This is a genomic window from Stieleria tagensis (genome assembly GCF_024129865.1).
GTDB classification, from domain to species: Bacteria; Planctomycetota; Planctomycetia; order Pirellulales; family Pirellulaceae; genus Stieleria; species Stieleria tagensis.
Genome location: NZ_JAMYFE010000091.1, coordinates 23271 through 50110, shown reverse-complemented (window position 1 = coordinate 50110; position 26840 = coordinate 23271). Strand labels below are relative to the sequence as shown.

Genomic DNA, 26840 nt, shown 5'->3' with positions numbered 1-26840 from the left:
ACCAGAGTCAAAATCTTCGCCGCAAGTTTTCCAATTGTTGCCAGCCACCGTTTGTGGGTATTGGACTGAACCCTGGCGGGCCCAGCTACCAAGAGAGAATTCAATTGAGCGGCACTTGGGTGGGGCTCATCAGATAGGCGATCAGATCCCGAATTTGTTCGGGTGACAGTGTGGTCAGCAATCCATCGGGCATCGGCGATAGCGTCGTTTCATTGATCTGGTCGATGGATTCCAGCGGCAGCGTTTCCTGTCGCGACTGGGTTTGAATGACCATGGTTTTGTCGTTCTTTGACACCACCAGTCCATTCAACACGCGTCCGTCGTCGGTCAACACGATCGTCATCCGATAGTCTTTGCCGACCACGGCGCTGGGATCCAAGATGTTCTCCAACAGGTAGTCCAAACTGGCCCGCTGGGCGCCGGTCAGGTCAGGACCAATTTTCTCTCCTTCGCCAAACAACCGGTGACACTGCGCACACGTTTTCTTGAACAGGGCGCGTCCGGCAGACAAATCAGCCTCGGCGAGCAGTTCAGGTGTTAGCCGGTCTTTGGTCGTTTTGATGGCATCCCGTCGGTCGGTGGGTGAATCACGCAGTGTCCCCCAGACTTGACCGAGCTTGTCTCGCAAGCCGTCGTCGCCCAGACTTAAAATCTGCCGCGCATGAAACGCAGTGATGTCATCGCGCGGGATTGCGTCGCGATCAGCGCCCATCTGATCCAGCAACCCGGCTGCGAAACTCGGGCGTGAAACTAGAATTTCGATCACGCCAGGTCGATCATCGGATTGGAAACGACGATAGGTCTTGGCAAGTTTTTGGCCAATCGCGGGATCGTCAAACAACGCCAGGCCTTGAGCTGCTGTGGCATTGAGCCCGCGTTGGCCGAGTAGTTTTTCACAGATTTGGCGCAAATCATCCGGGCGAGCATCGATCAAGGTCCGCAGCGCTGATTGTCGCGTTTGCAAACCCTCCTTGGACGACAGCGCTAGTTCGCGCAGTTCCTCGACGGCTCTTCCATCGCCAAACAACAGATTCAGCTGGCGCGTGGTGTCGGGGCGATCCAGGGCTGCTACTGTCTGGGAAAACTGTGGCCAAGTGTTTGGCATCGAAACTTTCAACCAGCCACGAAACGCATCCGACATGCCCGCCAAAACACTCGCTTGCAACGCCGGCGGCATCTCAATCGCGGCGGCCAATAAATCATCCAGCGTGCCCGGATGGGACTCGACTTGGCTGGCGACTCCGCGAGTGATCGATTTGAGTGTCGATGGTAACCTGCATTGCTTTCCAACCGCAACCAAAGCCGCGGGATCATGGCCGACCAATGGCATCAGTCCGTACCACACCAGCGCGGGCAGGTCTCGGTCATGGGCAAATTCCTGACGCCGAACCAACTCGGTCGCCAGTTCGGCGCGATATTGCAATGGCAATCGTTGTAGCGTCGATGCCAATCCCATCAGCACCAATCCGGACGAATCGTTGCGAGCGATGTTGATCAGGGCCTGCCGCGTTTGCGGATCGTCTGGATAGGTGGCGTCGGGCAGTGGTCCGTGCAGGGTGTCGATTGGCCAATGATCGGTGAGCAAACGAATCGCCCAAACGCGGACATGTTCGTCGGGGTCCTGCAATCGGCTTCGAAGTTGTTCGGGGGTGGTCGCGCCAGATTGGTAGTCACGCCAGAGTTGTGCCAAACCGCTTTCACCACTCAGGCAGGCTGGTTTACTGAATGGACGCGTGGACGGTTGGCCGGCATCAAAACTGATTTTGTAAACACGTCCGCTGGTGCGATGAACGCCGGTGTGATCATGGCATTCCCCGGTATCACTCCAGTCCAACACATAGACATCACCATCGGGACCAACATTGATTTCGATGCCGCGAAAAAAGGGATCTTCCGCGATCAGAAAATCAGGTTCATGGCTAGCCACATATCCGGCGCCTTGCCGCCTGATGCGTTCCACGTTGGCACGCAATCCGTGCATGTTCAACGTGAACAATTTGTTCCGATAGTTTTGGGGCCAACGATCCGATTGATAAATCATCATCCCGATGTGTGCGTGACCGCCACCGAGACTGTTGGCCGCTCCGTCACGACTCGCCTGCCAGGTGCCGGTGCGGTCGTAGTGATAATGGTCGGCAATCATATCGATGCGATCGTAGACCAATGGATTCGCGCTGTCGCCAAAGGACTCCTTGAAATGGGCGCCGGAGATACAGTGCCACAGGTGACCGATGACGGTGTTGATGAAAAACAATTCACCGTTGGCGTCCCAGTCATGTCCCCAGGGGTTCACCGTGCCGTGACACAGGACTTCGACGGTTTGACGGTCGGGGTGATAACGCCAGATCCCGCCACTGATCGGGATTCGCTGCGTATCGGGTGTGCCCGGCACGCCAAGATTCCCAGGACACGAGTGCCCGCAGCGCCCATACAACCAACCATCAGGCCCCCACCGCAAACCGTTGGCAAAATTGTGATAGTTACTGTCGGCAACGGTGAACCCATCCAAGACGACTTGGGGCGGACCGTCCGGCACATCGTCTTGGTCGGCATCGGGTATGAACAATAACTGTGGGGGACACATCAACCAGACGCCGCCGCGCCCGAGTTCGACACTGGTCAGCATTTGCACCTGGTCGGTGAACACCTTGCGCGAATCCGCTTTTCCATCGCCATCACTGTCATCCAAGATGATCACTCGATCGCGCAGCGACAGGTCGAAGTGCTGGGTGCGATCGGAGTAGGTGTAGTTTTCGGCAACCCACATCCGCTGGCGATCATCCCAAGCCATCGCGATCGGGTTTTGCACCTCGGGTTCACTGGCGAAAACGGTGGCCGAAAACCCATCCGGCAACTGCATCGTCGCAGCGGCTTGTTCGGCCGGCATCGGCTGGGCATCCGAAGTGCTTTCGTTATTGAACACGACTGGAAAATCGTCGCCCAACGCCGTTGCGCTCGCCCAGGGAATTGTGGCAAAAACTAAACCGGCGACAAAACGAACGGCAGTCGGTGGAATGGAGTATCGAACGTTCACGTCGCAGAATCTTGGGCAGGAGGAGGAGAGAGGGGGAGGAGGCGTGGGAGATGAGCAATACGCGGCGATCGCGTCATCCCGAGCGTTTAATTTCGAATCAGCGTTTCAAAGGGTCTTTCACCGAATAGGTTGCGATAGCGTCCTGCGAACCGGCCAAGACTGGTCACTCCCCATTTGTGGGCGACCTGTTCGACGGTCGATTCACCGTGCTCCATGGCCAGCAATTCCTTGCGAATTTGGTTCATTTGGGTGACCAAAAACAAGCGACGCGGCGAAATGCCGTAGACCTTTTTTACTTTGCGTTCAATCGATCGCTGACTCATTCCAGTTCGGGCACACAGCGTTGCCATGCGAAACGGTTCTTTCAATCGTTCGGTTAGTTGGGTCTCGATACAGCGTACCAACGAACGTTCGCCGCAATCGCACCAAACCTGCTGCCCTTCGGATTCGGTGGCCAAGCGGAGCACGGCGTCTACCGATTCGAACAATTGCCTCTCCAAGCGAGAGGCCACTGCAACCAGTTCCGACGGGCACAGCGTTGCTGCGATTTGGAGGATCGAGGCGGCTACCGCGCGTAGCGAATTGACCGACGGTTTCGGGACTCGCAGATTGGTCGTGCCCCGAAGCGGCAGACGAAGTTCTTGCGAAGATTGCATTAAAGCGTGTCGCTGCAGTTGTTCGCGACGAAACTGCAGTGCGTACCAAGGTGAGGCGGGAGAACTGCGATAGTCCAACGTGCTGCCTTCGGCATAGAACTGGATGTGTGTGTCATCAAGTTCATATCCATTGACCCACGCCGGACGGACAGGACAGGGTGTCAAGCCGATCATGAGCCAGCCCTCAGGCACGGCCCCGATCGCGAAACAAGGAAGTGAATAGTGTCCCCGGTCGAGACGGCAATGCGGGAGAACCACTCGGTCAAGTTGACCTGTGAAGTGACCACCGCACAGCAGTCGATGTTCAAACCCGCTGGCACTCACCGCCTGAAACAGACACTCAGGCTCGAAAGTCTGTAACGATTGATGTCTGTTAATCGGGGCCATCTCGTTGCCTGGCGGAATGTGCACATTTAATTCAGTCTCAAACCGAAGATCGATATTTTACGTGATTCGAAACCCGATGCGGGTTTACCACCCAGAATAATTCCCCGCAGTGTCACCGGGCTCACCTAGCGATCGACCAAAAATCCATGGCTACCGAGTTCGTCATTCGATTCCTTCCCACGACTACACCTTGGAAACGCCACATGAAATTTCGACCACAACTCCTCTTCGCGGCGATGACAATCATTGCTGTCGCGTCGATTCCACTCGCCCAGGCTGCGGACAAACCAAACATTGTCGTGATCTGGGGTGACGACATTGGTGTGCATAACATCAGCAAGTACAACCATGGCATCATGGGGTATCGAACGCCGAACATCGACCGGATCGCCAATGAAGGAGCGTTCTTTACCGATGCCTATGCACAACAGAGTTGCACCGCTGGTCGCGCCGCATTCATCTTGGGGCAGCATCCGTTCCGAACGGGTTTGTTAACCATCGGCATGCCGGGCAGCGACCACGGGATTCCCGACTGGACGCCCACCATCGCCGATCTGTTGAAAGATCAGGGCTATGCAACCGGCCAATTTGGCAAAAACCACTTGGGTGACCAAGACAAACACCTGCCGACGAAACATGGCTTTGATGAATTCTTTGGGAATCTGTATCACCTCAACGCCGAAGAAGAACCCGAGGGATACTACTACCCAAAGAATCCCGAGTTCCGCAAAAAGTACGGTCCGCGGGGAGTCATTCATTCACATAGCGACGGCCGTGTGAGCGACACCGGCCCGCTGACCAGCAAGCGCATGGAAACGATTGACGAAGAAGTCCACACCCACGCAATGGACTTTCTGGAGCGAAGCGTTGAGTCCGAAAAACCTGTGTTTCTTTGGTACAACACGACTCGGATGCACGTCTTCACGCACTTGAAAGAAGAATCGAAAGGTCGCACCGGAATCGGGCTCTATCCAGACGGGATGGTCGAGCACGACGACTACGTCGGCAAAGTCCTGCAAAAACTAGAGGACCTCGGCATCGACGAAAATACGATCGTTGTCTACAGCACGGACAACGGTGCCGAACCCTTCACTTGGCCCGATGGCGGCGTGACCCCGTTCTACGGTGAAAAAGGAACGACCTGGGAAGGCGGCCACCGCGTGCCAATGCTCGTTCGCTGGCCAGGTGTCATCAAACCAGGAACGATTTACAACAACATCATCTCCCAGGAAGACTGGATGCCCACCTTCCTGGGCGCCGCCGGCGTTCCAGATGTCGTCGAAAAGTTGAAAGAGGGCTACACGGCCAACGGTCGCGAGTTCAAGGTCCATCCCGACGGCTACAATTTCATGCCGTTTTTCAAGGGAGAAACCGAGGAGAGCCCGCGCAAGGAATACTTCTACTTTGGCCAGGGCGGTGAACTCAACGCGATCCGTGTCCAAGACTGGAAGATCCACTTTGCAGTCGTCAATGGCAACATCGCTGATGGCGTTCGCCAAGTCCCGAACTGGCCGCTCTACATCAATCTGAAAGCGGATCCCTACGAACAGATGTGGAAGCGAGCCACGATGGGCTACTGGCGTTGGTATGCCGACAACATGTGGGTCATGGTTCCTGCTCAAGACTACATCAAAGAGTTTATGAGCACATTCAAAGATTACCCCTTTCAAGCCGGCGCTAGCCTGAACGCGGCAGGCATCAACTACCAGTCGCTCAAAACAGAGGACATTCTCAAGAAACTGGAAACCCTGGAATACCCTCGCAACTAGGATCGAAGAAGTATGAGTAAGTACATTGTTTGTGTATTTGACAGTGAAGACGCTGCCTACGCGCTCTCCTGAGCGACTTGGTTGGCGCACCAATTGCCGCGTCACCCTTTAGGCGTTGGACGACTTTTCTCTCTCGGCGGATTGCAGGCATCCGCCGAGAGTTTCGTTCGGCCCCCCAGGGTGGCACCTGAAATCCCCGCGACGGACCACTGGCAGGTTTTCCACACTCTCGCTCACGTTTCTGACTATCAACGTGTCGCGAGGAAAACCACTCAAAAGTCGCATTGATGCTGCTACAAATCGCCGGTCTCAATCGACCGAAATGCAGCTACAATCTAGTGATGATGCTCGCCTGCCATTCCACGCCCACCCCCCCGCTGATGCGTTTTATGCTTCCCTCTTGCTGCTGGAAATTCGACAAACGTCTGTCGTCGGCCCGACTAGCCGTCTCGCTGGCTGGAATCGCGTTGTTTTCAACGCTTGCCGTTTCTGCTGAACCGACCGTCGATTTCAATCGCGACATTCGAACACTGCTGTTTGGAAAATGCGTGACCTGTCACGGCCCGGACGAGAACGAACGGGCGGCCGGATTGCGGCTTGATACCCCCTCGGGGGCGCACGAGGATTTGGGCGGCTATGCGGCGGTCGTCCCCGGCGATGCCGAAGCCAGCGAATTGATGTTGCGGATCACCAGCGACGACGAAGACATGCGGATGCCGCCGGCGGGCAAAGGCAAACCGATGACGCCAGCCGAGATCGAACTGCTGCGTCGTTGGATCAATCAGGGTGGCCAATATGCAAAACACTGGTCCTATCAAGTTCCCGTTCGGCCTGAACTGCCAACGGTTGTCGACCAGGATTGGCCGCGTGGCGCGATCGATCGATTCACGTTGGCCAAGATGGAATCGGCGGGATTGCAACCGACCCCGGCGGCGGATCGATTGACCTTGGCCCGGCGGGTCGCGATCGATCTAACCGGGCTGCCGCCGACCTGGGAACAAGCCCAAACGTTTGTCAACGATCCAACCGACAACGCCTACGAAACCTACGTCGATTCCCTGTTGAGCCAGCCGGCGTTCGGCGAACGCTGGGCACGTGTCTGGCTGGATCTGGCCCGCTATGCCGACTCGGCCGGCTATGCAGACGACCCACCGCGAACGATCTGGGCCTATCGCGATTACGTGATCAACGCGATCAACCAAAACATGCCGTTTGATCAATTCACGATCGAACAGATCGCCGGTGACTTGTTGCCCAACCCCAGCGACGATCAATTGATCGCCACCGCCTTTCATCGCAACACGATGACCAACAATGAAGGCGGCACCAACGACGAAGAATTTCGCAACGTCGCCGTCGTCGATCGAGTCAACACCACGATGGCGGTTTGGATGGGCACCACCATGGCCTGCGCCCAATGCCACACCCACAAATACGACCCGATCACTCACGAGGACTACTTTAGCTTCTTTGCATTTTTTAATAGCACCGAAGATGCCGATCGGCGTGATGAAAGCCCACTGCTGAAGGTTTGGAGCGAGTCACAAAAACAACTGCAGAAAGAACTGCCCCAGCAGATCGCCGCATTGGAAAACCAGATCAAACAACCCTCGCCACAAGTCGACCAGCAACGCAAGCAGTGGTTGGCGGGATTCACCACGCCGCCAGTGTGGACGACAGCCACCAGCAAAATCATCGCTGCAAAACGCGACTTGCAAATCGACGCCGACAAATGGATCACCGGCAAAGACTCGGCCCCCGTTGACGGTGACACCTACCAGTTGCAAATCCCAACCGATTCACAATCGGTCACAGGCCTGCGATTGCAGACATCGGCTGACCAAGCCGACAATTTCGTGGTGACCCAAATTCACGCCCATTGGACGCCGACCGAATCGTCCCCGACACCGGCGCGTTTCGTCCGCATCGAATTGCCCGGCAAAGCAAAGCATCTGCATTTGGCGGAGATCCAAGTTTTTGGCAACCAACAAAACTTGGCTCTCGATGCCGTGGCTACGCAAAGTTCGACCTACAGCGATGCGATCGCCGCAAGGGTCAACGATGGCAACACCGACGGTGACTACCACCATCAATCCGTCCAGCACACCAGCCAACAATCCGATCCCTGGGTCGAACTTGATTTAAAAACCACTCGGCCGATCGACGAACTGGTGATTTGGAATCGCACCGACGGCAATCAAAGCATTCTCGATCGGCTGGATGGATTCAAAATTTCCCTATTGGACGAACAGCGAAACGTTGTCTGGAGCCGACAACCCGAACAACGTGGCCAAAAACGCTACTCGGAATCCACCTCCGGTGTGCGGCAAATCCGATTCCGTTCCGCATCGGCTGATTTCCAGCAACAGGGTTTTCCGGCTTCCAGCGTGATTGTCAGCCCTGCCGATCTAAAAACAGGCTGGGCCGTTTCGCCAGAGCAGGGCAAGCCGCATCAATTGACGTTGTTGCTGGAAACGCCGACACCAGCCGACCCAGGCTATTTGACCGTCTCCATCGAACAGCAATCGGTGCACAAGAATCATTTGCTCGATCACTTTCGATTACAGATCAGCTGCGACGACCAACTGACACGCTGGGCAGACCTGCCGCAGCCGATGCAAGAAATCGTTGCCCGGCGGCCTGAACAATGGAGCGACCAGGATGTGGCGGCTGTCGATCAATACTTCCGCACGATCGCTCCGGCGCTGGAACCCCAGCGCATCAAACTGGAATCCCTGCGAGCAGAACTGCAGAACATGAAACCGGTCACAAGTGTTCCGATCATGCGGCAGTTGCCGGACAAAGATCATCGTGTGACCAAGATCCAGATTCGCGGCAATTACCAAAGCACTGGTGACACGGTGACCGAGGGTACTCCGGCGGTGTTCCACCCGATCGAACATGCCGACGATCCAGACCGACTGGATTTGGCAAGGTGGTTGATCAGCCCCGACAACCCGCTGACGGCGCGTGTGATTGCCAACCGCCACTGGGAACAACTGTTTGGAATCGGGATCGTTGAAACCAGCGAAGAATTCGGCTCGCAAGGTGAACTGCCTTCGCATCCGGAATTGCTGGACTGGTTGGCCGTGGAATTTCGTGAGAGCGGCTGGGACATCAAGCAGTTGATTAAATCGATCGTGATGTCAGCGACCTATCGGCAAAGCAGTGTCACCACAGCCGAACGGGTTGATGTTGACCCGGCGAATCGGTTACTTGCCCGTGGGCCTCGGTTTCGCGTGTCTGCGGAAATGGTGCGTGATCAAGCCTTGTTTGTCAGCGGCCTGCTGAGCGACAAACGACTGGGACCGCCGGTCAATCCGCCACAACCAGAACTGGGATTGAAGGCTGCGTTTGGTTCCGCCACCGACTGGAAAACCAGCAAGGGCGAGGACCGTTTTCGCCGCGGGTTGTACACGACCTGGCGACGCAGTAGCCCGTATCCCTCGATGGCCCAGTTTGATGCGCCCAATCGCGAGGTCTGTACCGTCCGGCGGATCCGTACCAACACGCCTCTGCAAGCGTTGGTCACTCTAAACGATCCGGTCTATGTCGAAACCGCTCAAGCGTTTGCACGGAACATCATCGCAACCGGCGACACAGCGGAACAACGCATTCGCTATGCGTTTCACACCGCGTTGATCCGCGATCCGGACGATCAAGAAACCGAGCGTTTGGAACAGTTGGTGGTTCGCACCCGGGAGGCGTTTGAGCAATCACCGGACCAGGCCGTCAAACTGGCAACCGACCCGATCGGCAAATTGCCCGCGGGGGCTGATCCGATCGAATATGCCGCCTGGACGGTCGTCGGCAATGTCATTTTGAATCTGGACGAAATGTTGATGAAGCGTTGACCGCTCACAAAATCCGAACCGTCTTTCGCACCGCCACCCGCAATCAGCTCCCGCCTCCTTTGAGAGCCGCCGACATGGATCCTCGACTCACCCGCATTCACCAAAACACACGCCGTCACTTTCTACAGCAATCCACTGCCGGAGTCGGCGGGATGGCGCTCGCCGCGCTGATGGCGGATCCATCGGCTGGGGTGGCCGCACCATCGGCAACCCAGAATAACCCGCTGGCGGCACGGCCGCCGCAATTTGCGGCCAAAGCAAAACGGGTGATCTATTTGCACATGACCGGTTCGCCGCCGAACTTGGACCTGTTCGATTACAAACCCGAACTGATCAAACGCAGCGATCAAGATTGTCCCGACCAGTTCTTAGAAGGCCGTGAATTCGCCTTCACCTCCGGCACTCCCAAACTGATGGGATCGCCGCGCAAATGGAAGCAGGTCGGCCAAAATGGGATGTGGATGTCGGATGCGATTCCGCACTTCCATGACATCGCAGACGAAATGTGTGTGGTGCATTCGATGTACACCGACCAATTCAATCACGCTCCCGCCGAGCTGTTGGTTTACACCGGATCACCCCGCAGCGGACGTCCGTCGATGGGTTCCTGGGTGACCTATGGACTCGGCAGTGAGAACGAAAACCTGCCCGGCTTTGTGGTGTTGATCTCCAGCGGTGTGCAGCCCAACGGCGGCAAAAATTCGTTCGGTAGCGGATTTCTGCCATCGGTCTATCAAGGCGTTCAGTGTCGTTCCCAAGGCGATCCCGTGCTGTATTCCTCGGACCCGCCCGGCATGGACCGCAAGCTGCGACGGGCGACACTCGATGCATTGGCCGATTTGAATCAGATGCAAGCCGACCAGATGGGGCACCCCGAAACACTGACCCGCATCTCCCAGTACGAACTGGCCTACCGGATGCAAACCTCGGTCCCCGAAGTGATGGACATCTCGGCCGAATCCCAACAGACGCTCGACGAATACGGCGCCACGCCAGGCGGATCTAGTCTGGCCAACAACTGCCTGCTCGCCCGACGATTGGTTGAATCGGGTGTGCGGTTCGTCCAGCTGTTCGATTGGGGATGGGACTTTCACGGCACAGGCGCTGACACCGGCATCACCGATGGCCTGACGCAAAAATGCGCCTCGATGGACAAACCCATCGCGGCGCTGATCCGGGACCTGAAACGGCGCGGATTGCTGGAGGACACGCTGGTGGTCTGGGGGGGCGAATTTGGTCGCACCCCGTTCCGCGAAGGCCGCACGGCCAAGAGCAAGATCCTGGGCCGTGACCACTATCCAGACACGTTCACCATGTGGATGGCCGGCGGCGGGATGAAAAGCGGCTTTGAGTACGGCCAGTCCGACGAATTGGGATTCGGAGTCGCTGAAAACCCGGTCCACGTGCATGATTTGCAAGCGACCATCCTGCACCAGTTGGGTTTCGACCACGAACGCCTGACCTATCGCTTCCAAGGCCGTGATTTCCGACTGACAGACGTCCACGGACACGTCGTCAAAGACCTGTTGTCGTAAATCTTTGCCGCGAAGGGTTTACACCACTGATCGTTGTGGCTAACCTTCTTTGCTATTGAGATACATTCTCATTAGCTTTCAAAGTGTAGCAAGCCAGGCACTTTCCGGGCTCGAGCCGGTGCGATCGTCGCACCACCGGGACCTTGGTCACTGTGAGCCAGCTAGCAAGAAACGAAGCTATGCACCACATCGCATTGTGCGGTGATTGGGCATCCCGTTTCCTTGTTGGATGATCAGTTCTATGCGTGTCAGGTTGTTATTTGCTGTCGTGATCGGACTTGCGGTCGGTGTTTGTCACGACCTTTCGGCAGCCATCGTGGTGCCTGGTGATTCGGTCCCCGGTGTCGCCGGCGAAATCTTCACCTGGAATGAATCCCAGACGCACAGCACCTACGCGTCATGGCAACGTTTCGACGATTTTCCGGGTGGCACGTCCCCCGGATTTCTGCCGGCCGGAACCTCACCGGCGTCACAGAGCAGCTTCAACGCTGGCCCAACGAACCACTCGCTGACATTCGAATCGGATCAATCTTTGGCGTCCAGCGGCAACGCCTATGGTGGTCTGTTTGGTCCAGGCGACAGTTCGTCGTTCCTGACCGACGCCTACACCACCGTTCGCTCGGGCACATCCGGCGGCAACTTCACTCGAATCGTGGTGCAGTTCGATACGCTGGGATCAGAACTCGACTACAGCTCGATTCTGTTGAGCCCCTCAGCGGCCACCACCGGCACGGTCGCGCCGACGTTTGCGGTCGAGACCGAGCGCACCTCGCTGGGTGGTACGTTTGGCGGTGACGCAGTCAGTTATCTATCTAGCGATGTGGGACTTGAATGCGTCGCAGGACGAATACCGCGTTGATTTCATGGCCGCTGCCAACAGTATGTCGATCGACAATTTTCGCGTTGATAGTTTCACGCAATCGATGGCGTTTGTCTCGCCCAGCGCCGTACCCGAACCGAGCGGATTGGCGTTTTTGGCGATTGCCGCCGGCGGACTGCTGTGCCGACGATCGCGGCGGCGTCAATCGGTCGCTCCACGGTCCATCACTACCTAGTCGACGCTTCCTATTTCAAAGCACAAGACAGCGCTATGAACGCCAAACCAAACCGACGCGATCCACTTGGGTTCACCTTAATCGAATTGCTGGTGGTCATCGCGATCATCGGCATTCTGGTCGGATTGCTATTGCCCGGTGTGCAAGCGGCTCGTGAGGCGGCGCGGCGAATGTCATGCAGCAACAATCTGAAACAATTCGGATTGGCAATGCACAATTACAACACCGTCCAGCGTAGTTTGCCGCCATCGGTATTAGGAATCCGCGTAAGCAGTGCTCAAGGCCAACCGGTCAATCGTGCCGGGTTGACGGCCTGGGTTGCGCTGTTGCCGTACCACGAAGAAACGGCCCGCTACGAAGACTTTGATTTTAACTTGGATGGCGAGGCGCCCAGCAACGAAGCCGCAGCCAAGAACACACCGGCCGTGCATCGCTGTCCCTCGATGTCGTTGCCCGACACGTCGGATGCACCGCGAGGCTATTCGAGCTACGCCGTTTCGACAGGAACGAAAAAATACCGCAATCAAATGCACGACGGCGCCATCATTGATTCCATGAACGTGTTTCGTGGCGAACGCATCACGGGGGGGATTCCGTCAGCCGAGTCGTGGTTGAGCGGTGTCACCATCGCCGACATTTCAGCGGCTGACGGCACGTCCAATACTCTGTTGCTCGGTGAATACGGCGTCCAATTTCGCGACACCTCGTCGTTGCCCTTTCCCTATCCGGGAGCGAGCGGTGAGAGCGCAGGGAAATGGGCGGTCAGCTATCCGTATCATTCCACGGCATCGGTGTTTGGCCAATTCAACGCCAATCGCATCTCGCTGTTCGATATTCCGTCCTACGAATCCTTTCGTGGCCCACATCCAGGCGGCGTCCAATTCACATTAAGCGACGGCAGTGTTCGGATGCTGACTGAATCGGTCGATGCAGTCATTCTGCAGCGTCTGGCCGCACGCAATGATCACCAACAGATCAATCCGGAGCCCTGGTGATGACCAGCTTGCTACGATGCCTGCTAGGGATCGTCACAGTCCTACCCTTGCTAGGATGCACGCCGTCGGCTCGGCCGGGCGTTACCACGACCGGGACGGTCACCGTCGACGGCCAACCACTCTCGGGGGCCGTCCTGACCTTGGAACCGATCAATGAAACAACCGGTCCGAATGCGTCCGTTCCCGTCTTGGGCGGTCGCTTCGAAATCGATGCCAGCGCGGGTTTACATGGCGGCGACTATCGCGCGCGCGTGTCCATGATTCCGGCGGAGATCCGGGCATCGATCCCTGCAACCGCCGGCTACGAATTGCCACCGCCGAGTGCCGTGATCGACCCCGCCTTTGACGGCGATAGTCAACTGAAATGCCACCTGACGCCCGACGACGACAATCCCTTGGAATTTGCAGTTCGCTTTTTGGCACGCTGATAATTCCCCCCTTCCATCCACTCCGCTTCACTTCCCCCAACAATCGACGAGTTACCACTCATGTCACGAATTTGGAAACGGCTAACGGTTGCCGCTGCAGCATTGACTGCACTTGTCCTCATTGCCGGCAGCACGGCGCACGCACACTTCGCTTGGCTGGCAACCAATGCCCAGGGGCACGCCGAAGTCTGGTTCGGTGAATCGGGCGAGGATCACACCTATCCGATGCCCAAAACGATTCATTCCATTGAATTGCACAGCGATGGAACGGCGCCGGCAATCGAGATGAAACCGGTTGAGCTGGAAAATTTGGTGGGATTGCAAAGCGCCGCACCGGTTGATTCCAAAGCGAAAATCACGGGCAGTGTGACCTACGGTTTGTACCACGGCACCAAACTGACCTATCACGTCGAACACCTGCCACAATCCGATCCCGCCAACTGGCCGACGCAACCCCGCGAAAACGCCGCGCTTCAAACAGTGATCCAACAAACCGCTGACGGATCGTTGACGGTCAATGTGCTACGTGACGGCAAACCACTTGCTAAAACCGATGTCAAACTGTTCGATCATCAGGGACAGGAAGCGGACGATCAACAGACCGACGAAGCAGGCACCGTGACGTTTGCCGCCGACAAACTCTCCCCCGGATTGAACGCCCTGCTGGTGGGCTGGTCCGACGAAGACGCCCCCGGCAAATACCAAGGCGAAGCGTACGGCGGTACCACCGACTACTTGACGGCAACCTTTCGCATTGGCAAACCCTCGGAGCCCGGAGTGAGCAAACCAGCAGCGAAAAAGCCGCAGGTCGATGTCAACAGCGGCGCCTCCATCAAACCCGCCGGGTTGCCCGATCTGCCCGAGGAATTGACCAGTTTCGGTGCCGCAGTCGCTGGCGATGAATTGTTTGTTTACGGCGGCCACACCGGCAATGCCCATTCGTATTCGTCGCAGGAACAGTCGGACCGTCTGTGGAGCCTAAAGCTCAATTCGAATGACGACACTGCCTGGCAAACTCGATCCACTGGCCCGTTGCTTCAAGGTTTGGCATTGGTTGCCTATCAAGATCAACTCATTCGGATCGGCGGATTCACCGCACGCAACGAACCCGGCCAGGATCATGATCTGCATTCACAAACCGCAGTTGCCAGTTTCAATCCCAAGACCGATCAATGGACCGATCTTGCCCCACTCCCGGAAGGACGCTCGTCAACCGATGCAGCTGTTTTGGGTGACCGCGTGTATGTCTTTGGCGGTTGGAAGATGAGTGGTGACCAAGAAAACCAGTGGCACCAATCGGCTTACTCATTGGACTTAAGCGACCCATCGGCCAACTGGCAACCGACGGCACAGCCACCCTTCCAACGCCGCGCCGTGAGCGTGGCAGCCCACCAAGGCAAATTGTTTGTGATCGGTGGAATGCAACCGGACAACAAACCGACGACCCGCGTCGACGTTTATTCCCCCGATGATGACACCTGGACACAGGGCCCTTCGATCCCTGGCAGCGGGATGTCCGGATTCGGTTCGTCGTCTTTTGCAACCGGCGGGCACTTGTACGTCAGCACGATGGATGGATTTGTACATCGCTTAGATCCAAGCGGTGATCGGTGGACGACGATTGCGGCAATCGACCCGCCGCGATTTTTTCATCGGATGTTGCCGCGTGGCGAAAAGCAATTGCTGCTGATCGGCGGTGCCAACATGGAGATCGGTAAATTCACAGCGATTGATGCCATCGACCTGGCGGACAATCATTGATGACTGCGGACGATCGATCAAAACCGAGCAGTGACACCAGCGAAACCCAACCGGAGACCGTCTGGCGTCACCCATTGGGAATGAAGGTCATCCGCTTTGACGATCTGTCGCGATGTGGGGCAGAAGTCTGGATCGAACATGAAGGGCAACTGTACCGGCTTCGCAAAACACGTCATGGCAAACTCGTTTTGACCAAGTAGGCGTTCGAGGCGATACAATGCTTGGCGGTCGTTTTCCGATTCGCCAGTTGAGGTTGTCACGATGCCAAGATTTTTGACCGCTGCCCTACTTGTGCTTGCTCTGTCCACTCTGGGGCGCGCAGCCGATTTCCCTCCCGGAATGCAAACACTGGAAATCGGTGATGCCGCGCCCGATTTTAAGTTGCCGGGAATCGATGATCGCGATTGGACGCTGAAAGATCTAGACGGCAGCAAGCTGTTGATCGTCTATTTCACGTCGAATCACTGTCCGGTCTGTCACGCTCATGATCCCCGGTTCATGCAGTTGGTCGGTGAGATCGAGGCCGCCGGCCATGGCGATGACGTCAACATCGTTGCCATCAATCCCAACTCGGGTGACGGGCTGCGCCCCGATGAACTGGGCTATTCCAAATTCGATGACAGTTTCGAAGACATGGCACCCTATGCCAAATCGCATGGGTTTTCCTTCCCCTATTTGTACGATGGGGAAACGCAACGGACGGCAAAGCAATACGGTTGCCTGGCAACACCCCACGTGTTCATCTTCGACGCCCAACGCAAACTGCGATACAAAGGCCGCTTGGATAATTCGCGGTATCCCGATCCGAAAACGGTCAAATCACGTGAGGCACATGACGCCGTGTTCGCCTTGCTGGCCGGAAAACCGGTCGCTGTCCCCGAAACCAAACCGTTTGGATGTTCGACGAAGTGGCGGGAAAAAATCAGCCAGGTCAAACAGGACGAACTGAATTGGCAATCCGCCGACGTGACGCTGGACGAAATCGACACGCAGGGATTGGCCAAGCTGGTCGCCAACAAGACCGACAAGTACCGATTGTTCAATGTCTGGTCGACGACCTGCGTGCCCTGTGTCGAAGAATTCCCGGGCTTGATCCGGGTGTCACGGCGAATGGGGTTGCGCCCCTTCGAACTGATCACGATCAGCACCGACCTACCCAAGAACCGCGATCGAGTGAAAGCCTATTTATCGGCTCAGCGAGCCGTGCTGCCAAAGCGTCTGGCCGCATCGCTTGAGGCTGAGGGGCGGACATCGAACAACTACTTGCTAACCGATCCCGATATCGATGCCTTGATCGCAGCCCTCGATCCACAGTGGGAAGGCCCTGAACCGCACACCGTGTTGGTCGCACCCGGTGGCGAGGTCGTGTATCGACACAACGGCCTGCTGGAGGAATCCAAGCTGCTCGATGTGTTACTGAAAGTGATGAAAGACACGTATTAACATCAGCCGGATGGGGTCAGCGCGACGGCGCACGGTCATCACTCAGCCGCGGCTTCTTCCTCAGGTGCTTCGGGAAGGGTACCGCCGTTGGCCTTGGCACTGGCCACATCGGTTTCAAGTTCACGGATGATCGCCGGGTTGATTTGCTTGCCCAGCATTTCCCGTGTCTCTTTGAACATCAGGTCGACCTTGCGGCGTTGATTGGGGTTCCGCCCGATCTCTTTCAAGAACGCGCCCTGCTTCTTACCCATGTCATTCGCCAAGACTTCGTTGGTGGGCTGTTCACGCAGGGCGTTGAGCAACGATTCGGCTTCCTCCATTTCGCCATTCTTCAGCCGCAACCGAATCCGTGCCGAGAGTAACTTTCGCAGCGCGACCAAATCGATGATCGCGTTTTGTACGCCGCGCACATAGGCCTCGGCCTGCAACCGCATGTCGTCACCGGCCAAATCGGCGACCTCCATTTCGGTTAGACCGGGAACCATCGGTAACCGAGCTAGAACGGCACCACCGTTTTTGACGTATAGCAGACGCAGTGGATCCTCGGTCTTGGTGATCGACAAACGCCCATCCCAATCCGTTCGGCCCACGAACGTCATGGTTTTGCTTTGCAATTCACGCTCGTACAACTCGTACCCGATCAACGGCAGATCAGTGCGTCCCTTGGCGTGCAACCGCAGCAGTGTGGCGTCCTGGGCTGGTCGCAACAGCATGCCCATTTTAAAGGTGCGTTTGTTTTTCCGTCCTTGTAATCCGCCGGCCATGCCGGAGTAGTAGTCCATGTCGACGTTTGGTCCCTTGCGCTCGGTCGCAATCAAATAGGCCCAATCGATCGGACCAGCAGCGATCGGTTTGCCATTGCGATCGTCTTTCCGAATCATCGGTTGCAACACGCTGCCGACAGGCACGTTGGCAGGGGACTCAGGATTCATGATCAGATTTGCAGCGCGGATCATTCCCGTCGCCGTTTGTTGTCCGGCATCGTCGATCCGAACCATCGGTGAAAACGCTTGGGTGATCGCGTAGCCGACAACGTTGTGAACATCAAAGGTGGACGTGAACGGTGCGGTCACCGGCGCACCAAAGACACGCATCAGCGTTTCTAATTCTGCCACCGAAATGGTTGCTCCATTGGGGCGGTCATCAACCCGAACGACGTAAACCTTGTCGTACTGGTCGACGGCCGAGGCAACTTGGTCCGTGATCGGCAACGGGATAATCTTTGCGCCTGGTTTTTCGAACGTCGCAGCCTGGCCACGCGTGACCAGCAACGCCTCGGTTGATTCATTGTTCCACGTTTGGGCGAGCGCGAACGCATCGCCGGCAAATGTTTTCAGCCTGGCATCGGTGCCGCCCAGGGTGATGTCACCATAGGCTTCGGCACGACGCAAAACATCGGTACGCAATCCTTCGGTGACCGAAACCGCGCTGACATACTCCGGCAAACTTCGCACTGATTGAATACGAATCGCATCTTCGTGGTCGCGTTTGACGGCGATCACAGGATCCGACGCGGTGATGCGATCGAACGACAACTCATGCATCGAACGAAAGGCCGCGGTCGCGACCGGCGGCGGGGCATCGTGAATCGTCGTCCGCCACAATGCATTGAAATCCCGATCGAGATACTCCAGCAGCGGTCCACGCAGCGTGTCGGCGGTGTAACGAGGGTCACGCGATGCGATCCAGACCAACACCCGGTAGGGAGAATAGTCCCACGGTTCGGCTTCTTCTTCGACGGTCTCCGTTTCGGAGACATCCGCGCCATCATCCGCTGCATCGGATTGGGACCAAGCCGGCCCGGCAGCAAATAAAAACAACACAGACAATGAAACCACCAACAGTGACCCGAACCGCACTTGCGCCGGAGTCATTTCGATAGTCGGGAAACGAGTAACAGAACGACTCAAAATTCCAATCTCCAATTTCCGGCATTTTGATACAAGTTCACCAGCCGGTTGCCCATTCCGGTCAGGTTGGTGCGATAGGCAAACGAATCGACCATTTGCCACAGCGGCAACACCGGTAATTCATGGTGCGAAATCGAGTGCAGGACCAACAGGCGATCGCGGACTTCGCGCCAATTCATCGCCTCTTCCAAGCGTCGCAGGCCCAGCCCGATCAATTGGTCTTCGCATTTTGCCAACCCGCGTGGCCCCAGCAATCGCCGGGCATCAATAATCGGTTCCCAAATCGCCGCCGAGACATAGACGATGTCGGCGGTGTCCGGATCGGGATAGCTGCGACCGATTGGCAGTTGAACCAGTTCGACCTCCAGCCCGATCAATTCCCATTGACTGCGGATCGCTTCACAAGCAACTCGTGACAGGTTGTCCGCCGGAAATGCCAAACGCAGCGGCCGCAGTTTCGGTGCCGGTTGATCCTTGCGTTTCGCTTCGGCCTCTTTCAGATTTTTGCTGAGTGCGACCAACAACTGCGCCAGGCTGGGTTCAAAACGCCGCGGCAGAATCGAGGTGTCATAGGCATAGCCCAATGGATCGTCTTCGCCGGTCCCCGCCGGGAATGGGCCTGACAAAACACGACACCCTTCGGATTCCTTGTTCTCCAACAGCTCGCCTTTCAAGATGTCTTCGCGATTGATCCCGTACAGTAACGCCCGGCGAAAATTCTTGTCCGCTAAAAAGGCATGGTCCGAACAAGGCACCAACATGTGAATGGTGGGCAACGGGTACTGCACGACTTTGATATCGCGTCGAGACTTCAGCGCGATCGCGTCGGCGGGGAACAACTGATCGAGCACATCGATTTCACCCTGCAGCAATTTCGACACCGCTTCGCTGCCAGAGGTACATTTGACTTCGACAATCTCACGTGGTTTGTTGTTGTCTTTGCTGGCTTGGCGAGCTTGATCGGTCAACACAAATCGAGTGAGTTCGTCCGTCACAGAATCGATTCGATAGTCGCCAGTCGGGCCTCCCTGTTCACCGCCGAACCAGCTGGCGTCGACATTGATTTGCAACAGACAGGTCGGCAGGACGTGGGGGCGCCGCAGGACAGTCTCGATTCGACTGGGCCCATCGATTCCGATGCCAATCACCGAGGCGGCCCACGGCGAAAAATAGGTCTCGGAATCCGGATCGGTCCGCCGGGCCAATTGGTCGGCCAACACATCGACTTCGATCTTGTTCAACGGGTTGGGCAGCTTCGCGGTCTGCAAAATCAGATCCAACCCCAACCGATCAGGTGTCGTTTCTGCGGTGCCGAATAGGAAGTCATATTCGCCACCCTCGGGTGCGGCACCTTGGATTTCAAACAGGTTTCGATACAGCAAGCGTCCGGCTCGGCGGGCGGCCCAATTGTCCAGACGAACGGGGTCATAGACACGCGCCGATTGCAACACACCGACGGAAACCAACGGATAGATTTCGTCGATCTTGCGAACCAACTCGCGGCCACCTTCGATGTCGGGTTTCAGATACAGACTTTCCCGCGCCAATTGCCGCGCTGTGCGATAGTCTTTGGCACGTGCTGCTTCGATCGCTTCGGCACGTTTCTTGTTTGCCATCTGCAAAAAGACGCCATCCCATTTGCTGATCGCGGCCAGATCATAATTCTTGTAGTCGTTTCTCAGGCGAGCCAATAGTTGTTGGGCATTGTCCAAATCGCCTTCGTCGACCATCGACTGCATCAGGGCGCCGGTGGTGGCGCTGATCGCCTTGAGAACGTCGGATTGTTCAAATTGGGGATTGTAGCGGTGAAGTTCTTCCAACATTGCCAGTGATTCGGCACGCTGCTTTCCCTGGGCGCGTTGGATCGCGTTGCGCCACAAAAAGTTCGTCCGCAGCTGTTTCAAACCGGGACGATTTGGGTAGTCACGAATCAAAATCGACAAGAAGGGATAGGCGCCCGAAAAGTCATTTTTCGCGATCCGATCGGCGGTTTCGCGTTCTAGACGTTTTTCCCAAAAGTCGATGCGTTCGATGTCAGACCACTTGGCTGCGAACTCGTCGGTTTCAAAACCGAGGATTTCGAATCGCAATGAACCAGACGGCTTTGCGGGCATCTCGCGAATCGGCAGCAGACGCACTTTGGCCCAACCGCCACCAGAGGCGGCTGTCAGATAAATGATGTCGTGCGGTTCTTCCTGCAGCAGTCCCAGCCCCGGATTTTCCGGTTGCCCCGACTCGGCATAGGTCAACAACTGGGCCGTCGCTGCGCGTGGGCAGATAACACCCGTGACGCAAAATGATGCGACGACCAGTAAACAGCTCCGCAGAACCGTTCGCGTTTGAACGTGGGGGAATTGATTTCGTTTCATTGCCCGCTCACCTCACTGGGAATCGGAATCACATACACGACGCCTTCTTGGCCGGGAACCAACAACCGATCTTTTAACACCAGCGGAGTGGCCGATAGCGGTTCGCCCAATTCACGCAGTCCGGTCAACTGGTTGCCCGCCGGATCGATCACGGCAATCCAACCGGCGTCCGCCGAAACGATCAGTTGTCCGTCGTGAACCAGCACGTCGCCGACCGGAATGCCTTGAGGGACCGGGATCGCGAACGTTTGCTTGCCGTCGGTGGTCACGCCTCGCAGAACTTGATCATCCGTTAGCACAATCGCTTGGTCGCCCGCGGTGGCGGGTCCCCAAATCACGCGACCGTCCATCAGCGTCTGGAACTTTTCCTTTAGTGTCACCAAATCACGACCGATCACAAAGTCAGCCGCCGGACCGCTGATCGCTGCGAACAGGGTGGTGTCCACCGCCGCAATCGTGCCCAACGTGGCCGAGGGCAATTCAGCGGTCGCGAGTTGATTGATACGATCACCGACACGCAATCGATACAGCCCCTTGCGACTGTCGGCGATCACCACCTGTCCGGGATCGTCGGGCAAACGCACCGTATTGGTCCAGCTGACTTTATCCACCGGATTGCTGACCGGTTGGAACGGGGTGCCGAACTGCGAACCGGTTTCATAGTTCATGACAACGGCGCGGCCATTGTCCAAGGGCAGGAACAACCCGCCCCCGGCGACCAGTCCACGCCCTGACGGTGAACCGGACAGCACGTTCAAACTGACCAAGCGAAGTTTTTCGCTGGCTCGCGTTGGATCGTACACCGCAACTTGCTGGCCGCCTTCGCCGCCGGCTTGATTGACCAACACGCAGCGTTGGTCATCAATTGCCAACGGGTCTTCGAATCGCATGATCACACCCACGCCGCCGCGGTTTTCGATCGGGGCACTCGTGGCACCACTTTGTAGCGCCCCGGCATCCAATGCATACAGCGCCGCTTGGCTGGTCAACGCGTGCACGCCGGCGTCCGTCCGGCGGATCATTTCCACCGGAGCACCGATGTCGTTGCGCCACAGTTCTTCCCCGGTTTTAGGATCCACCGCGGTCACCCGCGTGCCAGTGGTGCCGCGCAGCTGTCGGGCGTGCACCAGGGCATCACCAATCGCCAACGGTTGGCCGACAAACGTGTCGCCTTCGTCTTTAAACCAATCGGGAACGACACGCCCACGATTGACTTGCAATTCATAACGACCGATTCGCGAACCAGTCGTCCACATCTGGCTGCGACCGACGGCCATTTGCGTCAGTGTGGGAGTGCTATAGGAGGCCAACTGTTTGGCGACGACCGATACCTTGTCCGTTTCGCTGGTCACTTCGACATCAAACACGGCGATTTCGCCCAAGTCGGTCAGCACAACCAGACGACGTTGTTCGGCAATGATCGGTGGCACCACAACGTTGCCGCTCATTCGGATCGAGTCTTGCACCTTTTTCACCTGACCGCCATCGGCATCCACACCCAAGATGTGGACGAGGCAATAGTCCGGTCCCTTGTTTTCGATCACGAACAAGTGTTCCAGCAACGGTGCCGGTGGCACGGCGATCGTGCCCGCAGCGTGTCCGACGTAGTAGCTTTCGATGCTGCTGCCATCATTGCTGTTGAGAACGTACAAATTGCTATGGTCACCCGGCAGATAGGCAACCGAACGACGTGAATCAACGCCCGGTCCGACTTCCAAGTTCTGGGGAATCTGTTGTGCCCACTTGGCGTCTCCGGTGGTGGCATCGATCGAAATCAATCGCCCGGATTTGGTCGACAGAAAAACTTCGTTGCGGCTGACGACAGGTTGATTGAACGGTTCGCCGATCTCGACACGCCAATCGACATCCCCCGTGCGCCCGTCACTGCGTTGTACCGCCAGAGCGGCCGATTCGCTTAGCAACACCGCGGTGCCCTCGTCCAAACGGATCGGCGAATGAGCCAGCGAATCGCCTACGTAACGTCGCCACAGCAACGTTCCGTCTTCGCCATTGAACGCCAGCACGCTGCCCTTGGTTTGGATAAAGATGACTTCGTTCCGCAAATCCGCGACGCGACGACCGCTACGCGCGTTGAGCACGATCGGTTTCAGCCCTTCGCTGGAAGCCGGAGGAATCGACTGTGGCAATTTTGCTGTCGTTTCAACCAGTTCCTGCTGGATGGCACTGGCCCGTGCGATCAGTTTCGTCAGCCGCTCGTTATCGCCCAACTCGGGAAAGTCTCGCAACAATTCATAGCGAACGTCATAGGCCGCCTTGGTCTTTTTGTCATTCAGCAGTTGGGTCATTTCATCGACCGATGCGTCCAAGCGTTCATTGCGTGTGATGTCACGCAACACCCGCCCTCGTTCCTCCTCGACCTCCTTCAAACGACCGGACAAAGTGGTCCGCATTGCCCCGGTCATGTACATCGGGTTTTCGGTCAGCGCGATTTGTTCATCCAATTTCCCCAGCAGCTCACGCTTGGCGGTGGTCTCGGATTTCTCAGTCGCTTCGGCGGCAATGTTCTCTGCGATTTTGACCAACAACGCAGCCAGATTCCCGCGTTCCTCGTTGAGTCCTTCTTCCTGTTCGATGCCTGGCAATTTCTGTTGTGCCAGCTCGGTGGCATAGGTCGGATCCGTCATCCCTTCGGCGCGATACAATTCAGTCATCGTGACGCGTGTGCGAGCAAGTGAACTGTGTTCATTGCTGTTACCAAAGGCATCTAGGAACTCTAAATAACGTTCCTGTGCGGCGGTGTAGTTTTGCTGGTCGTACAGTTCGTTTGCGATCTTGATTCGTTCGTCGTAGTTGCCACGCGCCAGCAGGAAGTACAGGCCGGCGCCGGCGAGCAACAGAAACCCGATCACGCCTAAAAAGCCATAGACCTTGAACGAGTCCCATTGGTTTTTATCGGGTTCGGGTTTGGTCCGACGGGCACGCGGACGATCCTGGTCCGGTGCGGAGGACAGATCGTCACCGCCGACCGCCACCGCTTCGACCGGAACCGCTTGGGCAGAACCAAACGTGTCGGCAAACGGATCGTCTCCGGCGATGGCTTCGACCGCTTCGACTTCGACCGGTTCAAAGTCATGTCCATCAATGGCCGCCAAATCATCCTCGACGATTTCGGCCGCCGCGATGGTGGTTTCATCGGCATACTCGCCACTACGCAATTCACCAATCAACTTGGTTGCTTGGAATCGAGTCAACTGGCCATTGTCGACCAACAATTTGGCGACAGCTTCGGGCGTCACGCCGGCGCCGCCTTGGTCGAGTTGTTCGCGGAGAGCTTCGATGATCTCCTGGTCCAACAGTCCGCGTCGTTCCAGTTGGTCAATCAGTTCGTTAGCAAGCATCGTGATCTAGGAAGAGTGAATTGGGTGACTAGTTTTTTGGGCGTTGCTGTTTAGGGTCAAACGCTGATGACCGAATCTGGAATCTTCGAATTGCCGTCTCACCGAGGGCGTGTGCGACAGACATTGGCGTGTCTCCAGAGCGTGGGATGCGAAACCAAGGCGTTGCTAATCGAATTCTTCGACTTGCGTGACCTGTGTTTCAGCGAATCCGGCGATCGTGCCCGCATCCATCGCGTCGACTAGGAATTGTAGTTTGCACATTTCGTGAACTTTAATCACCAGTCGCATTCCGCTACTGCCTTCGATCGCCCGTTTGAGTGCGGTGGTCAGATTCTGTTTCCCGGGTGTTTCCTCTTGCCATTCCGGAGCCAAAACCAAGAACGATCCGAATTCGTCGACTTGAACCTCGGTCATCTCCAGTTCGTCTTCCTCTTCTTCCACCACCGTCGTACTCGGGGCGTCAGTTTGTTGACGCGGCATCTCGATCGATTTTTGCAAACTGAATGCCGCCGTCACCATAAAGAAGATCAGCAGCAGGAAGGTGACGTCGACCATCGGCGTCATATCCAATTCTTCGTCTTCGCGTTTGGTTCGGACCAGTGCCGGTTCGTCATCGTCGTCATCATCATCGTCGCCGATATCAAACGGCTCGGGTTCCAATCCAGCGACCGGACTGGTCGATCCGGTGTCAGCGGGCGTTTCGGGATCAACCGCGATGGCATCCACCGGTTCGGCTTCGACCGCAACGACTTCCATCGGTTCGGAGTCAACCGATTCGCTCTCGGGCAGTGCTGGCGGTTGGGCATCGACATCCCACTCCGGCACGTGCACTGCGGTATCGCATTCGGGACAGCGCACGCGACGACCGGCCAACCGATCGTTGACTTTGTTGGTAGCGCCGCATTGGGGACAGGTAACTGGAATCGACATGCGTTAAAAATACTTTGGTACAACAACTATCGAGTGCAACGATTTTCAAATGATTTCCGATTCGATCACTTTGACATGATGGAATCCTGCAATGGTCGCCGCATCCATCGCGTCGATTCACTGTTCTTTCACCGCAATATAAGTGGAAGTGATGTCCTCGAATGCATCGCCAATGATCTTTTGCACCCGCGTGACTTCGCCGACCGTGATCTCGGCATCCCCCATGATCATCACATGGTTTTTCTCATCGCCGAGTGTGCTTTTGAGTTCCTTGCTGATGTATTCGATCAATTCGGAAGTCTGAGTTTCCTCGTCGCTGCTGAATTCTGATCCGTCGATTCGTTTGAGCACCACCTTGTCTTTGCCGGCGGCTTCAATGAACACCACCGCCGATTCTTTGGCGCTGATTGCGACACCGTTGGTCGCCTCGGGGATCTTGCCCATCTGCGTCGGGTCCATCTTGGAACAGACGACGAAAAAAATCAGCAACAAGAACGTGATGTCGATCATCGGCGTGATGTCCATCTCGTCATCGTCACGTTTCTTACGTGGCAATTGGAAGTCATCTTCCTCGTCTTCGGAAAGGTCTTCGATCACACTGCTCATGACGGGTTATTGGCCTCCGGTGCGGGCCAGTCCGGCTTTGTAAGCGTCAAAGAAGCGACCGAGTCCGGAACCGACCAAGTCTTCCATCTTGGCGATTCGAATGTTGACGTTGGCGACCAAGATCATCAGCGGAATGGCGATCGCCAAACCGCTGGCGGTCGTGACCAAGGCGACTTGAATGTCACCGGCCAGTGCACTCGGTTCGACGGTTTCGGCGGTGGCCAACGTCTTAAACGCCCCCATCATCCCGAAAACGGTTCCGAACAACCCGATCATCGGAGCGCTTTTGATCACGGTGCTGACCCAGCTGAGCCGATATTCCAGGTCGCTCATCACGTCGCGTTGGAATCGGTCCATCATCAGTTTTCGCGATCGCTTGTACCCGAGTTCGCGATTGCTAACGGCCAACTCGATCATTTGCGGCACCGCTCGCGTGTCGCCTTGGCAGTAGTCCAAGGTGCCTTCGAAATCACCGGCGGTCAGCATCTGCTCCACGTCGTCCATGAATTGATCTTGCTGTTCTTCGGTCTTGAATCGTTTTTGTGCCACACGATTCCAAACCACGACGATGCAATACAACCCCCAAAGCGCCACCGCGGCCAGTGCGAAATAGGTCGCATCGGCGATCATATTGAACAGAGAATACGCAAACAGCATTGACATTCGTGTCCTTCCAGAGGGTTGGATAAGGTGGATTAGTTGTAAACGGGGACGCGATGCCAAAGGCATCTGTTAGGTCGTGGGTGTCG

Annotated in this window: 18 protein-coding genes; 10 read left to right on the top strand and 8 right to left on the bottom strand. The window is 56.6% G+C overall.

Going from position 1 to position 26840, the window contains the following annotated elements; translation table 11 throughout:
- Positions 1-100: 100 nt before the first annotated feature.
- The gene (locus tag NHH03_RS20555) at positions 101-3034 is read right to left on the bottom strand and encodes a PVC-type heme-binding CxxCH protein (protein ID WP_253159159.1); all 2934 of its coding nucleotides are present in this window, start codon (positions 3032-3034) and stop codon (positions 101-103) included.
- Between the two features lie 86 nt (positions 3035-3120).
- Positions 3121-3864: a helix-turn-helix domain-containing protein gene (locus NHH03_RS20550; protein ID WP_253159158.1), complete on the bottom strand. Its 744-nt coding sequence runs from the start codon at positions 3862-3864 to the stop codon at positions 3121-3123.
- A gap of 416 nt (positions 3865-4280) precedes the next feature.
- Here NHH03_RS20550 and NHH03_RS20545 point away from each other — a divergent pair, with 416 nt between their 5' ends.
- From NHH03_RS20545 to NHH03_RS20500, 10 genes are all read left to right on the top strand, one after another.
- Positions 4281-5846, top strand: a complete 1566-nt coding sequence (locus tag NHH03_RS20545; RefSeq protein ID WP_253159156.1) for an arylsulfatase — start codon at positions 4281-4283, stop codon at positions 5844-5846.
- A gap of 389 nt (positions 5847-6235) precedes the next feature.
- Complete coding sequence (locus tag NHH03_RS20540) at positions 6236-9700, top strand: DUF1553 domain-containing protein (RefSeq protein WP_253159154.1); 3465 nt, start codon at positions 6236-6238, stop codon at positions 9698-9700.
- A gap of 74 nt (positions 9701-9774) precedes the next feature.
- Complete coding sequence (locus NHH03_RS20535) at positions 9775-11235, top strand: DUF1501 domain-containing protein (protein WP_253159152.1); 1461 nt, start codon at positions 9775-9777, stop codon at positions 11233-11235.
- Positions 11236-11476: 241 nt separating this feature from the next.
- Positions 11477-12094, top strand: a complete 618-nt coding sequence (locus NHH03_RS20530; RefSeq protein ID WP_253159150.1) for a hypothetical protein — start codon at positions 11477-11479, stop codon at positions 12092-12094.
- On the top strand, positions 12063-12290 hold the full coding sequence (locus NHH03_RS20525) for a PEP-CTERM sorting domain-containing protein (RefSeq protein ID WP_253159148.1): 228 nt from the start codon (positions 12063-12065) through the stop codon (positions 12288-12290). The genes NHH03_RS20530 and NHH03_RS20525 overlap by 32 nt, the downstream gene beginning before the upstream one ends.
- 35 nt (positions 12291-12325) lie before the next feature.
- Positions 12326-13285 carry a DUF1559 domain-containing protein gene (locus tag NHH03_RS20520; protein ID WP_253159146.1) on the top strand — a complete coding sequence of 320 codons (960 nt, stop codon included), beginning with the start codon at positions 12326-12328 and terminating at the stop codon, positions 13283-13285.
- The gene (locus tag NHH03_RS20515; protein ID WP_253159144.1) at positions 13285-13713 is read left to right on the top strand and encodes a hypothetical protein; all 429 of its coding nucleotides are present in this window, start codon (positions 13285-13287) and stop codon (positions 13711-13713) included. The genes NHH03_RS20520 and NHH03_RS20515 overlap by 1 nt, the downstream gene beginning before the upstream one ends.
- 60 nt (positions 13714-13773) lie before the next feature.
- Positions 13774-15474 carry a Kelch repeat-containing protein gene (locus NHH03_RS20510; protein ID WP_253159142.1) on the top strand — a complete coding sequence of 567 codons (1701 nt, stop codon included), beginning with the start codon at positions 13774-13776 and terminating at the stop codon, positions 15472-15474.
- The gene (gene hemP, locus NHH03_RS20505; protein ID WP_253159140.1) at positions 15474-15674 is read left to right on the top strand and encodes a hemin uptake protein HemP; all 201 of its coding nucleotides are present in this window, start codon (positions 15474-15476) and stop codon (positions 15672-15674) included. Before NHH03_RS20510 ends, hemP begins: the two co-directional genes overlap by 1 nt.
- 61 nt (positions 15675-15735) lie before the next feature.
- Positions 15736-16917 carry a redoxin domain-containing protein gene (locus tag NHH03_RS20500; RefSeq protein WP_253159138.1) on the top strand — a complete coding sequence of 394 codons (1182 nt, stop codon included), beginning with the start codon at positions 15736-15738 and terminating at the stop codon, positions 16915-16917.
- A gap of 38 nt (positions 16918-16955) precedes the next feature.
- On the opposite strand, the gene NHH03_RS20495 is transcribed toward NHH03_RS20500, so the two are convergent.
- The 6 genes from NHH03_RS20495 to NHH03_RS20470 all read right to left on the bottom strand — a co-directional run bounded on the left by NHH03_RS20495 (position 16956) and on the right by NHH03_RS20470 (position 26754).
- Complete coding sequence (locus NHH03_RS20495) at positions 16956-18791, bottom strand: hypothetical protein (RefSeq protein ID WP_253159136.1); 1836 nt, start codon at positions 18789-18791, stop codon at positions 16956-16958.
- 32 nt (positions 18792-18823) lie between these two features.
- Positions 18824-21196: an ABC transporter substrate-binding protein gene (locus NHH03_RS20490; protein WP_253159134.1), complete on the bottom strand. Its 2373-nt coding sequence runs from the start codon at positions 21194-21196 to the stop codon at positions 18824-18826.
- The gene (locus tag NHH03_RS20485; protein WP_253159132.1) at positions 21193-24555 is read right to left on the bottom strand and encodes an outer membrane protein assembly factor BamB family protein; all 3363 of its coding nucleotides are present in this window, start codon (positions 24553-24555) and stop codon (positions 21193-21195) included. Before NHH03_RS20485 ends, NHH03_RS20490 begins: the two co-directional genes overlap by 4 nt.
- A 165-nt stretch (positions 24556-24720) precedes the next feature.
- Positions 24721-25485 (bottom strand): biopolymer transporter ExbD, encoded by a 765-nt coding sequence (locus NHH03_RS20480; RefSeq protein WP_253159130.1) that lies wholly within the window; start codon positions 25483-25485, stop codon positions 24721-24723.
- 117 nt (positions 25486-25602) lie between these two features.
- Positions 25603-26091 (bottom strand): ExbD/TolR family protein, encoded by a 489-nt coding sequence (locus tag NHH03_RS20475; RefSeq protein WP_253159128.1) that lies wholly within the window; start codon positions 26089-26091, stop codon positions 25603-25605.
- Positions 26092-26097: 6 nt separating this feature from the next.
- Positions 26098-26754, bottom strand: coding sequence for a MotA/TolQ/ExbB proton channel family protein (locus tag NHH03_RS20470; RefSeq protein ID WP_253159126.1), 657 nt, complete (start codon positions 26752-26754; stop codon positions 26098-26100).
- Positions 26755-26840: the final 86 nt, after the last annotated feature.